Source organism: Malaciobacter pacificus (assembly GCF_004214795.1).
Taxonomy (GTDB): Bacteria; Campylobacterota; Campylobacteria; order Campylobacterales; family Arcobacteraceae; genus Malaciobacter_A; species Malaciobacter_A pacificus.
This window is the reverse complement of record NZ_CP035928.1, coordinates 130,632-143,277: the sequence shown is the minus strand read 5'-3', so window position 1 is coordinate 143,277 and position 12,646 is coordinate 130,632. Positions and strand designations below refer to the sequence as shown.

The window sequence follows — 12,646 nt, the reverse complement described above, 5'->3', positions numbered from 1 at the left end:
AAAAGGGGAAGAGGTTAAACTTCTTCCCCTTTTTTTTATTTTTTATTTTACGATTTCTGCAAATTTCTTAAATATATATTTAGATTCATGTGGCCCAGGAGATGCTTCAGGGTGATGTTGTACTGAGAAAATCTCTTTATTTTTATATTTAACACCTTCTATTGTGTTATCAAATAAGTTTTTATGTGTAATTTCTGCAATCTCAACAATTGTATCTGGAACATTGTAGTTGTGATTTTGTGCAGTAATTTCAACAATCTTACTCTCAGGATTTGCTACAGGGTGGTTTCCACCATGTTGCCCAAATGGTAATTTAAATGTGTCATACCCATGTGCAATAGATAACATTTGGTGTCCTAAACAAATAGCAAACATTGGTATGTCTTTATCTATTAATTTTTGAACTTCTTTCTTCTCTTCTGTTAAAGTTAATGGATCACCAGGTCCATTTGATAAGAAGATACCACCAATTTCTTTTGCTTCAAATCTAGCAATTAAATCTTCTGCTTTAAAAGTAGATGGTACTACTTCAACTTCAAGTCCTGATTGAACTAGTTCATTTAAGATATTTCTCTTAACACCAAAGTCAATAACTACTACTTTTTTATCACTCATTACTGCTTTATTATATGCTTTAATTTCGTGATTCCAAGCACCAGACTTATGAACATAAGACTCTTTAGTTGATACTTGCTCAATATAGTTAATATCTTCAATCCTTGGAGACTCAGATAATTTTTTAGCTAACTCATCTTTGCAAGAAATTTCAGTTGATGCAATCATCATCATTGCACCCTCATCTCTAATCATTTTAGTTAAAAATCTTGTATCAATCTCAGTAATACCTAAAACCCCATGCTCTTTTAATAATGTATCTAAATCACCTTGAGATCTATAATTAGAGTATTGCGCGTGATAGTTTCTTACTAACACACCCTTACAGTGACATTTAGTACTTTCCATATCATCTTCATTTACACCAACATTTCCAATCTCAGGCATTGTAAAAGTTACAAATTGTCCAGCATATGATGGATCAGAAATAATTTCTTGGTAACCTGTTAAAGAAGTATTAAAAACTATTTCTCCAACTGATGTTCCAGTTGCACCAAAAGATTTTGCCTCTAAAAATGTTCCATTTTCTAAATATATCCATACTTTTTGCATATTAAATTAACCCTCTTTTTATTAATTCCTCTTCATATAATCTATGATAAACTAAATCATAGTCCTCAGTTCCTGGTATTAACTTTCTTTTGTAATTTTTTAACTTCTCTAAAACTTCTGAATCGGCTTTTTCAAAGCCTTTCATAAACTCATCAATTGAAGCAAAAATAACATTTTTAACTTTATTATCTGAACAAGTATAATGAATAAAATCTTCTTCCCATAAGAAATCCATTATTTTATGTGCAATATCAGAAAATCTATCTTCATTATTCAAAATGATTCCAAAATCATTAGCCAATCTTTTTTTAGTCATCCAAAAAAGTTGTCTTCTATCTGCATTTAAAAACTCTATCTCTTCTTCTTGTGCATCTAAAATCTCATGTACTTTTTCATCAAGTGCAAACTCTTTTTCAATATCTTCATCTAAAATCTTCTCAATTTCAGCAGAGATTGAACTTTTTTCTTTCCTCATCTCAACATAGTCACAATTAACTAAATCTCTTGTAATTCTTCTTGAGATATATGGCGTGTGGTGTAATTTTAATCTCATTACTTATCCCCTTATAATTGTGTCATCTCTTTCTGGAGAAGTTGAAACTATTCCAACTTTTACAGATGTAACCTCTTCAATTTTTTCTATATATTTTTTTGCATTAACTGGAAGGTCATCATAATTTCTAATTCCAACTACACTATCCCATCCATCAATTTCTTCATAAACAGCTTTTAAATTCTCTAAACTTGATGGTACATAATCAATTTTTTCACCAGATTCCGTTTCATACGCAACACAAATTTTAATTTTTTCAAAACCATCTAAAACATCTAATTTCATTAATGCTAATTGGTCACAACCATTAAGTCTTCCTGCGTGTTTTACTGCAACTGCATCAAACCAACCACATCTTCTTTTTCTACCAGTTGTTGTTCCAAACTCTTTTCCAACATCTGCCATAGTATCACCATCTTTTCCAAAGTCTTCAGTTGGGAAAGGACCATTACCTACTCTAGTACAGTATGCTTTAGTAATACCAGTAACTATTCCAATATCTTTTGGATTTAATCCAAGTCCAGTACAAGCACCAGCACTAACTGTTGAAGAAGATGTAACATATGGATAAGTACCATGGTCAATATCAAGCATAGTTCCTTGAGCACCTTCAAGTAATACTTTTTTATTCTCATCAAGTGCTTTCCAAACCATATTTGTAGTATTTGTAATAAATGGTGCTAAAGTTTTTGTATAACCAGCTAACTCTTCTAAAAGTGCATCTTTATTTGGAGTTTCAATTTGTAAAACATCAAAGATAGCTCTGTTTTGTTCAAAATACTCTAAAATTGCATCAGTTAATTTTGCTGGATTTAATAACTCACCTACTCTGTGTCCAATTCTATTAATTTTATCAGAATAAGCTGGTCCAATTCCTTTTCCAGTAGTACCAATAGCCTTATCACCTTTTAATCTCTCTTTTGCTTGATCAATTAATGCATGATAAGGTAAGTTTAAATGAGCTTTATCAGAGATAAATAATCTTCCTTCTAAATTTTCAAATTGGCTCATTTCTTTGATAATTGATTCAGGAGATAAAACAACTCCATTTCCAATTACATTTATAGCTTTAGGATTTAAAACTCCTGAAGGAACTAAATGTAAAGCATACTTAACACCATCAACCCAAATTGTATGACCTGCATTATGTCCACCTTGACTTCTACATACCATATCATACTCTTGAGCAAGCATATCAACTATCTTACCTTTACCTTCATCTCCCCATTGAATTCCAACTATAACATCTGCGCTCATCTGTCTTCCTCTAATATTTTTAATAAGTTATCTGTATAAAGTGCAAAACCAAGTGAACTCATTCCCTCACTTGAATACATTCCACCTTTGCAAAGTGTTGAGTTATTGTGAATAACTCTATAGTAAATACCATCATAATATTTTAATGAACCATAATATAATGGAGCAATAATAGTATTTGAATAATTTACTTTTTGTGCTCTATCTAAAAGTTTTTCTAATTCAGTTTTTATACTTTGTGGTACAAATTGAATCGCTTGTTTTAAACTTTCTATATCTTTTACTTTAATTAATTTATTTAACCAATCACAATTTAATTCAAATAGTGCTGCTATCTCACCATTTTTTAATAAATCAATATCAATATTTAATTCACTAGCAACTAGTTTAGGGATATTGATATTTGATATTTGTAAAATTGGATTAATTTTTAAAGCATTTAAAATTTCTGCTGTTAAATTCATGATATCTGAAATATCATTATGCCCAATCCATTCACATCCTATTTGATACTCTTCTTTTGAAGGATATGTAAATATTGGTTGTACGTAAAACCATTTTTTATGAGCAGTTGTTCTTCCTAATCTTTTTGTAATAATTCTAACCACATCAAGTGTAGAATCTGCTCTTAATGATACTTGCTCATTATTTTCATCAGAAAACTTAATAAGTTTTCTATCATTTCCAATAGCTTGGTGCTGTGAATATGAAAAATTTGGAGTTAAAATTTCTTCAAAACCTGCATTATCTAAAATATCACAAACTTGATTTTCTAAAACTCTTTTAGCCTTAGCAGACGCACCAAAATATAATCGACTTCCTTTTGGAATTTCGTGTTCAAAAATCAAAACCCTTATCCTTTAAACATTACGTCTGCAAAAACTCTGTTTGCAGTTCCATCAAATGTTCTTAAACCTAATTCATCATATGCTAGTTCAATTGCATTTACAGCCCATGCAGCTTCATAATCTTCAACTAATCCCATGTGATTAATTCTAAAAATTAATGTTTTAATATGGTCTTGACCACCAGCAATGTTTACATTATATTTTGTCTTTAATATTTTTCTAACTTGTGGTGCATGCTCTGTATAAATTGTTGTCATAGCATTAGCTGGAGCTTTTGGATAAATCTCACATCCAATAGCCTTTAAAGCTTCTTGTGTAGCTTTTGCTCTTAATGCTGTTTTTTCATATAAATTTTCAAAACCAATTTCATTTTTGATATGTGCTAAAATCTCTTTTAATCCAATGATTAAAGTAGTAGCAGCAGTCCATGCTGTTGTATTTGTTCTTTGTTTTTTTATTTCAGTTGCTAAATTAAAGTAAAAACCTTTTTGGTTATTTTCAATTTTTTCAACTGCTGCATTTGATAAACCAACCATTGCTAAACCTGGTGGTAACATTAATGCTTTTTGACTTCCTGTAATAACTGCATCTAAATTTGTAGTATCAATTTTTTCAACACCAATTGCAGTAATTCCATCTGCAACAATTGTGATGTCTTTATTTATTTTTTTTACTTCAGCAGTAATTTGTTCAACTGGGTGTCTTAATCCTCCAGCACTTTCACAAATTTGGATATAAATTGAATCAATATCTGAGTCATTTTTTATAATATCTAAAACTTGTTCAACGCTTACAGGAGTATTCCATTCATTTTTAATTTCAGTATAATCTATATTAAATGCTTTACAAATTTTTCCAAATCTTTCACCAAACTTACCTGCATTTACAGTTAAAGCTTTTTTCTTTGTTAAATTTGTAACACAAGCTTCCATAGCACCCGAACCACTAGAAGCTAGCATAACAACTTCATCCATACCATATAATTCAAATAAAAGTTCTCTAGTTTGTGCAAAAATTGCTTCAAATTCTGGAGTTCTATGATGGATTGTTATATCAGCCATCGCCTTTCTAACAAATTCTGGAACAGGAGTAGGACCTGGAGTTAATAACATATTTGTATCCTTACAATTCTTTCTTTATAGCAAAACGGGATATTTTATCTAATTATAGTTTATTACTTGGTTAAGTAATTTTTTTATCTAAATTTTTTATATGAAAAAGAAATTTTCAAATTTTTTAAAGCACTATTTCATGGGACTATTAAGCAATATAATACTAACTAGTATAATTTTTATACTTACTTAGCCTTGACTTTTATTACTAATTAGTAGTATTATTTCATCACAAGGAGTATTTATGATAAAAACAAGTTTAAAATCTTACGGGAAAAGAACAGATAAAGCTATGAAAACAGTTGTGCGATTAGAAAAAGCACATACTAAAATTTCTAGTAAAACTTTAAACTACTTATCAAAAAATAACCTTACATTTAATCAATTTAAAGTATTAGAAGTTCTTTATCATAGAGGCGATTTAAATATTGGAGCAATTACAAAATTAACTATGAGTACCCCAGGTAACATAACAGTTGTTGTAAGAAATCTAAAAAGAGATGGTTATATCACATCAATAAAAGACCCAAATGATAGTAGGTCTACAATACAAACTATTACAAAAAAAGGTATAGATATCATAGAAGCAGTATTTCCGCAGCATGCTGAAAATCTTACTAAAATGTGTGAATCACTAAGTGATGAAGAGTTAGATACTTTATATGAGTTAGTAAATAAATTGTATAAATCAAATTAAAAGGAAGAGAAATGAAATTAGTAAAATTAGGTTTAGTGTCACTATTAAGTGCAAGTGCATTATTTGCAGGAACATACAATGTTGATAAAAGTCACTCGAATGTTGGATTTAAAGTTAAGCATATGATGGTTTCAAATGTAACAGGAAAATTCAATGAATTTAGTGGTTCATTTGAATATGATGAAGCAACAAATACTTTAAAATCATTAAATGGAGTTGTAAAAGTAGCTTCAATTGATACAGATAACGAAAAAAGAGATAATCACTTAAGAGCATCTGACTTTTTTGCAGCTGATAAATATCCAGAAATTAAGTTCGAATTATCACAAATCAAAAGCGACAAAGCTTATGGTAAGTTAACTATGAGAGGTGTTACTAAAGATGTAATTTTAGATTTAGAAACAGCAGGGGCTACAATAAAAGATCCATGGGGAAATACAAGAACTGGTTTAACATTAACTGGAACTGTTAATAGAATGGATTATGGAATTGAGTATAACTCTATATTAGAAGCTGGTGGAGTTGCTGTTGGTTCTGATGTAAAACTAATTGTTGAAATCGAAGGTATTAAGGCTAAATAAATTATGTTTCCATCACTATTTGTATCACATGGTGCTCCTAATACCATTTTAAAAAAAGTTAATACAAGAACTAATCTTAGGAATCTAGTAAATAACTTAGATAAACCAAAATACATAGTGATGGTTTCAGCACATTGGTGTTCAAGAGGATTAAAAATAATAAATCCTCTTGCTAATGATCTTTTATATGATTTTATGGGGTTTGAACCTGAACTATATAGAGTTAAATATCCACTATCTAGTGACATTAATTATACAAAAGATGTTTTAGAAGCCCTAAAAGATTTTGATGTAAAAATAGATGAAAAAAGAGTAACATTTGACCATGGAGTTTGGACAATTTTATACATGATGTATGAAAAACTTGATATACCTGTTATTCAATTATCTCTTCCTTTAGATTATTCAGTAGAAGAGTTGATAAATATTGGTGAAAAATTAAAAGTTTTAAAAAATGAAGCGATGATAATTACAAGTGGTTCATTAACTCATAATTTACACACCGTATCATTTGATGCACATCATAAACCAAGTCAAGATGTAAAAGAATTTGAGGAAAAAATTACTGAAATATTAAAAAAAGGGAATATGAAAGAGATATTAAATATTCAGAATATAGAAAACTTTAGATATATGCATCCAAGCCTTGAACATTTTTTACCTATTTATATTGCAATTGGGAATAGCAACAATAAAATTGCAGATGCTATTAATAATGAAATACTAAATAAAACATTAAGTATGCAAAGTTATATTTTTAAGGATTAAAGATGATAAAAAAACTTTCAAAAGAGAATATGGGAACATCAAATCTTGGATGGTTAGAGAGTAGATTTCACTTTAGTTTTGCCGAATATAGAAACCCTGATAATATAAATTTTGGAGTTCTAAGAGTATTAAATGATGATATAATTCATCCAAATGGTGGCTTTGATACACATCCTCATAGAGACATGGAAATTATTACTTATGTTATAAATGGCGAGCTTATGCACAAAGACTCAATGGGAAATGAAGAGACTTTAAAAAGAGGTGAAGTTCAATACTTAAGTGCGGGAGAGGGGATATATCATAGTGAATATAATAAACATTTATCAAAAGATTTAAGATTATTACAAATATGGATAATTCCACCGCAAAAAGGTCTTCCAAGACTTTATGGTTCACACAAATATAAAAAAACTCAAAGAGAAAATAAGCTTCTAAATATTGTGTCTTCATTAGATAAAGATAGTGAAATTAAGATCCATCAAGATGTTGATTTCTTTGTAAGTGAAGTTACAAAAGAGACAGAGTTTACAGTTAAAATAAAAGAAAACAGACAATTATATTTTGTTCAAATAGAGGGTAGTTCCCTTTTAAATAATATTAATTTAAATTATGGAGATGCAGCTGAAATTTTTGATGAAAAGATATTAACAATTAAATCAAAAAAAGATTCTCATTTCCTATTTATAGATTTGAGTATTTAAACTATGCTACAATTCTAAAATGAAAAAAAAAGTATTAATAAATGGTGTAGGAAGAATAGGGAAAGCTATTTTAAAACAACTTTTAACAAATGATAAATTTGAAATAGTTGTAATTAATGAAATAAATCCATATATAGAAAATATTGTTTACTCTATAAATTATGACTCAACCTATGGAGCTTATGAAGATAAATTTAAAATTATAGATACAAACTATATAAAAAACTCAAAAGCTAAAATCAAAATATCTAATCACAAATCTATTTTTGATATTGACTTAACTAGTATTGACTATATTATTGATTCAAGTGGAATTAAAAATGATAGTTCAAAATTAAAAGAGCTAAATGTAAAAGCGATTTTTCTAACTCATCCAAACTCTAGTGCTGATATTAATATGATTCTTGGAGTAAATGAAGATAAGTTAAATAAAAATACTCACAAAGTAATATCAACTAGTTCATGTAATGCAACAGCCCTTAGTCCACTTTTAAAAATAATTGATGAAGCAAAAGAGATTTTATGTGCAGATATTGTTACAGTGCATCCACTTTTAAATCATCAAAGAGTATTAGATGGAAGTTATGTAGCAAGTGATACAAGGGATGTAAAGTATAACTTTGAGTTTGGTAGGTCTTCAACTCAAAATATCATTCCTAGTAGTACAACTACAATTACTGCTTGTTCATATGTAAATAAAAAGTTTAATCATGATTTGATTTCTTCAAATTCACTTAGAGTTCCAACTGATACAGTTGGAGCTATAAATGTAACACTATTTACAAAAAACTCTTCGAGCAAAGAGGAAATAGAAAAACTATTTAAAGATATTGAAACTAATCAAAAATTTGATGTAATACTAAATAATTATGAACCACTTGTATCAAGTGATTTTAAAAAGCAAAGATTTACGACAATAATTGATCATAGATATACAAAAGTAAAAAATAAAAAAATGATAAAGCTTCTTCTTTGGTATGATAATGAATGGGGATATGCTTCTAAAGTAGTTGATATTTTAGAGTATTATTCTAAGTAATAATATGTAAGAAATCTAAAGTTTTATTTAGATTCAAGGCAAAGATCTATTTTTAAGATTAAACATACAATTAGTATGTGATTGATTAAAAATAAATCTTTAACGAAGAAGATGAATGAAAATCTAGATTTCTAGATATATTCAACTCCCTTTTCACCATCAGCTAACTCACCAATAACATAACCATCAGTATTTGCTAAAACTGCATCAACATTTGAAGGGTTAACAACTAAAATCATACCAACACCCATATTGAATGTTCTGTACATTTCTTCAAGTTCCACATGGTTACCCATAAATTCAAAAATTGGTAATACTCTAATAGAATCTCTTTTGATAACTGCTTTTAAGTTTTCAGGTAAAACTCTTGGTAAGTTTTCAGTAATTCCACCACCAGTGATATGTGCTAAAGCATTGATATTATCTTTATTTGCTTTAAACTCTTTTACATAAATTCTAGTTGGTTCTAATAAAACATCTTTTAATGGTTTTCCTTGGAAATCATCATCTAAAGACATTCCTAATTTTTCTAAAAGTAACTTTCTAACTAATGAAAATCCGTTTGAGTGGATACCTGAAGATGGAAGTGCAATTAATACATCACCAGCATTTACTCTTTCAATTCTATTTAACTCATCTTTTTCTGCAATTCCAACACAAAAACCAGCTAAATCGAAATCACCTTCTTTGTACATTCCTGGCATTTCAGCAGTTTCACCACCAACTAATGCACACTCAGATTGAATACACCCTTGCGCAATTCCTTTTACAACATCAGTAGCTTCATCAACTTCTAATTTTGCAGTAGCATAGTAATCTAAGAAGAATAATGGCTCACCAAAGTTACATAATAAGTCATTTGTACACATTGCAACTAAATCAATTCCAACTGTATCATATTTTTTAGAATCAATTGCTAATTTTAATTTTGTTCCAACACCGTCAGTTCCTGAAAGTAATACTGGGTTTTTATATCCCGTTGGTAATTCAAATGCACCTGCAAAAGAACCAATTCCACCAAGTACTCCTGGAATTAAAGTTGATTTAACATGTGGTTTAATGTTTTCTACAAACTGATTACCTGCATCAATATCTACACCAGCATCTTTGTAACTTACTGTACTCATTATTCACCTTTTTTCATTGTTTATTGTTTAATCTAAGTTCATTTAAAAATTTTTTGGTATTATATCGAAATGTTTATAAATATTAAGGATTATATATTATGAGAGATACAAACGCATTTAATGAAATGATGGTACATGTACCATTATGTACACACAAGGAAGCTTCAAATGTTCTAGTTATTGGAACAGTTGATGATGAATTCAAAGCTCAAACACAAAAACATTCACTTACTTCAAATTTTGAATTTGGTGATTTATCAGCTTTAACATCTAAAAATGAAAAAAATATTGATGTAATTATTTTTACAGATGTGCAAATTGATGAATTACTTTTAGCAAATATTGATAGAGTGTTAAAAGATGATGGTTTAATCACTTTTGCAACATCAGCATTTTCTAAAGATGAAGCAAAGTTAAAAGCTGACTTAGAGTTAGTTGGAACAAAATTCTGGATTGCTATGCCATTTAGATTTGGACATAACACTTCAATTATTGCTTCTAAAAATTTCCATCCAACTGCTGATTTAAATCTTCAAAGAGCAGATTTAATGGATGATTTAAATTACTATTCTGCAGAAATCCAAACTGCATCTTTTGTATTCCCAGCAGCTGAACACAAAGCTTTAACTGGTATTGCAAAAAGATAAAAACTACTATTAACATTAAATAAATCTTACTTTTAGTAAAATATCTACTATGAGTATAGATTTATTTAAAAACGCAATCGCCTTAACTGGCGGAATTTCAACTGGGAAAAGTACAACTTGTAATCTTTTTAAACTTCATGGTTTTCTAACTATTGATGCTGATAAAATAGCACACAAACTATTAGATGAGAACTCAGCAAAAGTTGCTGAAATGTTTGGAAGTCAATATATTGATGAAGATGGTAAAGTTATTAGAAAAGAGTTAGGAAAGATTATCTTTTCAAATGAAGAAAATAAACTCAAACTTGAAGCCCTACTTCATCCTTTAATCAAAGAAGAGATTATAAAAGAATCTAGAGTATTTGAATTACAAAACAAACCATACTTTATTGATATACCACTTTTCTTTGAAAAAATGCATTATCCAATTCCAAGGTCACTAGTTGTTTATACACCTAAAGATATTCAAATTGAGCGATTAATGCAAAGGGATAATATTAATAAAGAAGAAGCTGAACTTAAAATCTCAAATCAATGGGATATTGAAAAGAAAAAAGAGATGGCTGATATGGTTATTGATAATTCTAAAAATTTAAAACACTTACAAAATGAAGTAGAAAGAATCATTGAGGAAATTATATGACATATACAAAATATAGTGCAAGTGGAAATGACTTTGTAATTTTTCATACATTTATAGAAAAAGATTTTTCACAACTTGCAGTTAAACTGTGCAACAGAACAGAAGGAATAGGTGCAGATGGCTTAGTTGTTCTTGTTCCAAGTAGTGATGCTGATTTTAAATGGCTATTTTACAATAGTGATGGAAGTGATGCAGCTATGTGCGGTAATGCTTCAAGGGCAGTTGCACACTATGCTTATAATAATAATTTAGCTCCTTCATCTTTAAAATTTTTAACGGGTGCTGGAATTATTGAATCAAGGGTTGAAGAAAATATTGTTGAGTCACAATTAACAGCTCCTGTTGTTGTAAAAGAACCTTTTTCTCAATTTGGACTTACATGGTTTTTAGTTGATACTGGTGTTCCACATTTAGTAACAATAGTAGATGATTTAGATATTTATGACCATAAAATGAGTTCAACTATGAGACATGAACACAATGCAAATGTAAATTATGCAAAAGTAGTTGATGGAAAAGTTTATGTTAGAACTTATGAAAGAGGAGTGGAAGGTGAAACATTAGCTTGTGGAACTGGAATGGCTGCTTGTTTTTTAAGGGCTCATGACTTAGGTTTAGTTGATGATATTGCTTTTGTTTATCCAAAAAGTAAAGAAGAACTTACATTAAGTAATAAAAATGGCACTATTTATTTCAAAGGTGCAGTAAAAAAAGTCTTTACTACTGATATATAACTTATGATAAATAACTTTATTAAAAAATTTAAGAAACTAATTTTTACATTTGGTATACTTTTAGCTAGTGATATGGCTTTAGCTAAAGGTATGCCCAAAGAGTATTACAACATAAAAAACTCTAAAGAGTCTAAAGAGTATTTTTTTGATTATATGTATAAACTAATTGAAAAAGAAAATTTGAAAATCTTAGAGGAAAGAGATTTTGTAAAAAGGACTCTTAGCTCTAATATACTTACTTTAGATCACTCTTCTATGGAGTTTAAAAAACTTTTAGAAATAAAAAAGAAATATAAAATAAAAAAGCTTTATACCTATAATGAATACATTAAAAAAATCGATGTAATACCTCCTTCTCAAGCATTAGCTCAAGCTGCTGTTGAAAGTGGATGGGGTAAAAGTAGGTTTATCAAAAAAGCTAATAATATTTTTGGTCATTGGACTTATAATCCAAAAATTGGAATGGTTCCTGAAAAAAGAACACCAGGAGCACGTCATCTAATTAGGGTTTTTAGCACACTTGAAGACTCAATTAGTGCTTATATGTTAAATCTAAATAGAAACTATGCATACAAATCATTTAGAGAAAAAAGGTATAATTTAAGATTAAAAAAAATCAATCCTGATGGATTATCACTATCTCAAACAATGGTAAACTATTCTGGTATTGGACATGACTATTTAAGTATTTTGAAAAATGTTATAAATTCAAATAAGTTAAATAGCTATGATAAAAAATTTTATATGAAAGTAAACACAAATTAAAGGA

15 protein-coding genes are annotated in these 12,646 nt (G+C 28.8%); 9 read left to right on the top strand and 6 right to left on the bottom strand.

Going from position 1 to position 12,646, the window contains the following annotated elements:
- Positions 1–42: 42 nt before the first annotated feature.
- Genes carA through APAC_RS00685 form a run of 5 tightly spaced genes read right to left on the bottom strand, consistent with a single transcriptional unit; the run spans position 43 to position 4,937 of the window.
- Entirely contained in the window at positions 43–1,167 is a 1,125-nt protein-coding gene (gene carA, locus APAC_RS00705; RefSeq protein ID WP_130232285.1) for a glutamine-hydrolyzing carbamoyl-phosphate synthase small subunit, read from the bottom strand.
- A 1-nt stretch (position 1,168) separates the two neighbouring features.
- A complete protein-coding gene (locus APAC_RS00700; protein WP_130232284.1) occupies positions 1,169–1,720 on the bottom strand; it encodes a DUF507 family protein in 552 nt (183 codons plus the stop codon).
- Between the two features lie 3 nt (positions 1,721–1,723).
- Complete coding sequence (locus tag APAC_RS00695) at positions 1,724–2,977, bottom strand: adenylosuccinate synthase (protein WP_130232283.1); 1,254 nt, start codon at positions 2,975–2,977, stop codon at positions 1,724–1,726.
- Positions 2,974–3,825: an ATP phosphoribosyltransferase regulatory subunit gene (locus tag APAC_RS00690; protein ID WP_130232282.1), complete on the bottom strand. Its 852-nt coding sequence runs from the start codon at positions 3,823–3,825 to the stop codon at positions 2,974–2,976. The genes APAC_RS00695 and APAC_RS00690 overlap by 4 nt, the downstream gene beginning before the upstream one ends.
- Positions 3,826–3,830: 5 nt before the next feature.
- Complete coding sequence (locus tag APAC_RS00685; RefSeq protein ID WP_130232281.1) at positions 3,831–4,937, bottom strand: pyridoxal-phosphate-dependent aminotransferase family protein; 1,107 nt, start codon at positions 4,935–4,937, stop codon at positions 3,831–3,833.
- Between the two features lie 244 nt (positions 4,938–5,181).
- Here APAC_RS00685 and APAC_RS00680 point away from each other — a divergent pair, with 244 nt between their 5' ends.
- The 5 genes from APAC_RS00680 to APAC_RS00660 are packed head-to-tail and all read left to right on the top strand — an operon-like array spanning position 5,182 to position 8,726.
- On the top strand, positions 5,182–5,634 hold the full coding sequence (locus APAC_RS00680; protein ID WP_130232280.1) for a MarR family winged helix-turn-helix transcriptional regulator: 453 nt from the start codon (positions 5,182–5,184) through the stop codon (positions 5,632–5,634).
- Positions 5,635–5,645: 11 nt separating this feature from the next.
- On the top strand, positions 5,646–6,215 hold the full coding sequence (locus APAC_RS00675; RefSeq protein WP_130232279.1) for a YceI family protein: 570 nt from the start codon (positions 5,646–5,648) through the stop codon (positions 6,213–6,215).
- A gap of 3 nt (positions 6,216–6,218) precedes the next feature.
- Positions 6,219–6,983, top strand: coding sequence for a DODA-type extradiol aromatic ring-opening family dioxygenase (locus APAC_RS00670; protein WP_130232278.1), 765 nt, complete (start codon positions 6,219–6,221; stop codon positions 6,981–6,983).
- 2 nt (positions 6,984–6,985) lie between these two features.
- Positions 6,986–7,687, top strand: coding sequence for a pirin family protein (locus APAC_RS00665; RefSeq protein WP_130232277.1), 702 nt, complete (start codon positions 6,986–6,988; stop codon positions 7,685–7,687).
- Positions 7,688–7,706: 19 nt separating this feature from the next.
- The gene (locus APAC_RS00660) at positions 7,707–8,726 is read left to right on the top strand and encodes a glyceraldehyde 3-phosphate dehydrogenase NAD-binding domain-containing protein (protein WP_130232276.1); all 1,020 of its coding nucleotides are present in this window, start codon (positions 7,707–7,709) and stop codon (positions 8,724–8,726) included.
- 131 nt (positions 8,727–8,857) lie between these two features.
- Here the strand turns inward: APAC_RS00660 and purM are convergent, their stop codons facing one another.
- A complete protein-coding gene (purM, locus tag APAC_RS00655) occupies positions 8,858–9,853 on the bottom strand; it encodes a phosphoribosylformylglycinamidine cyclo-ligase (RefSeq protein WP_130232275.1) in 996 nt (331 codons plus the stop codon).
- A gap of 98 nt (positions 9,854–9,951) precedes the next feature.
- Between purM and APAC_RS00650 the strand changes: the two genes are divergently transcribed.
- Genes APAC_RS00650 through APAC_RS00635 form a run of 4 tightly spaced genes read left to right on the top strand, consistent with a single transcriptional unit; the run spans position 9,952 to position 12,642 of the window.
- Positions 9,952–10,500 carry a spermine/spermidine synthase domain-containing protein gene (locus tag APAC_RS00650; protein ID WP_130232274.1) on the top strand — a complete coding sequence of 183 codons (549 nt, stop codon included), beginning with the start codon at positions 9,952–9,954 and terminating at the stop codon, positions 10,498–10,500.
- 49 nt (positions 10,501–10,549) lie between these two features.
- Positions 10,550–11,143, top strand: a complete 594-nt coding sequence (gene coaE, locus APAC_RS00645; RefSeq protein WP_130232273.1) for a dephospho-CoA kinase — start codon at positions 10,550–10,552, stop codon at positions 11,141–11,143.
- The gene (gene dapF, locus APAC_RS00640; protein WP_130232272.1) at positions 11,140–11,877 is read left to right on the top strand and encodes a diaminopimelate epimerase; all 738 of its coding nucleotides are present in this window, start codon (positions 11,140–11,142) and stop codon (positions 11,875–11,877) included. The genes coaE and dapF overlap by 4 nt, the downstream gene beginning before the upstream one ends.
- A gap of 3 nt (positions 11,878–11,880) precedes the next feature.
- A complete protein-coding gene (locus tag APAC_RS00635) occupies positions 11,881–12,642 on the top strand; it encodes a glucosaminidase domain-containing protein (RefSeq protein WP_130232271.1) in 762 nt (253 codons plus the stop codon).
- Positions 12,643–12,646: the final 4 nt, after the last annotated feature.

Coding starts and splice junctions, on each gene's coding strand:
- carA (WP_130232285.1), bottom strand. CDS start 1,167: ATGCAAAAAGTATGGATATATTTAGAAAATGGAACATTTTTAGAGGCA.
- APAC_RS00700 (WP_130232284.1), bottom strand. CDS start 1,720: ATGAGATTAAAATTACACCACACGCCATATATCTCAAGAAGAATTACA.
- APAC_RS00695 (WP_130232283.1), bottom strand. CDS start 2,977: ATGAGCGCAGATGTTATAGTTGGAATTCAATGGGGAGATGAAGGTAAA.
- APAC_RS00685 (WP_130232281.1), bottom strand. CDS start 4,937: ATGTTATTAACTCCAGGTCCTACTCCTGTTCCAGAATTTGTTAGAAAG.
- APAC_RS00680 (WP_130232280.1), top strand. CDS start 5,182: ATGATAAAAACAAGTTTAAAATCTTACGGGAAAAGAACAGATAAAGCT.
- APAC_RS00675 (WP_130232279.1), top strand. CDS start 5,646: ATGAAATTAGTAAAATTAGGTTTAGTGTCACTATTAAGTGCAAGTGCA.
- APAC_RS00670 (WP_130232278.1), top strand. CDS start 6,219: ATGTTTCCATCACTATTTGTATCACATGGTGCTCCTAATACCATTTTA.
- APAC_RS00665 (WP_130232277.1), top strand. CDS start 6,986: ATGATAAAAAAACTTTCAAAAGAGAATATGGGAACATCAAATCTTGGA.
- APAC_RS00660 (WP_130232276.1), top strand. CDS start 7,707: ATGAAAAAAAAAGTATTAATAAATGGTGTAGGAAGAATAGGGAAAGCT.
- purM (WP_130232275.1), bottom strand. CDS start 9,853: ATGAGTACAGTAAGTTACAAAGATGCTGGTGTAGATATTGATGCAGGT.
- APAC_RS00650 (WP_130232274.1), top strand. CDS start 9,952: ATGAGAGATACAAACGCATTTAATGAAATGATGGTACATGTACCATTA.
- coaE (WP_130232273.1), top strand. CDS start 10,550: ATGAGTATAGATTTATTTAAAAACGCAATCGCCTTAACTGGCGGAATT.
- dapF (WP_130232272.1), top strand. CDS start 11,140: ATGACATATACAAAATATAGTGCAAGTGGAAATGACTTTGTAATTTTT.
- APAC_RS00635 (WP_130232271.1), top strand. CDS start 11,881: ATGATAAATAACTTTATTAAAAAATTTAAGAAACTAATTTTTACATTT.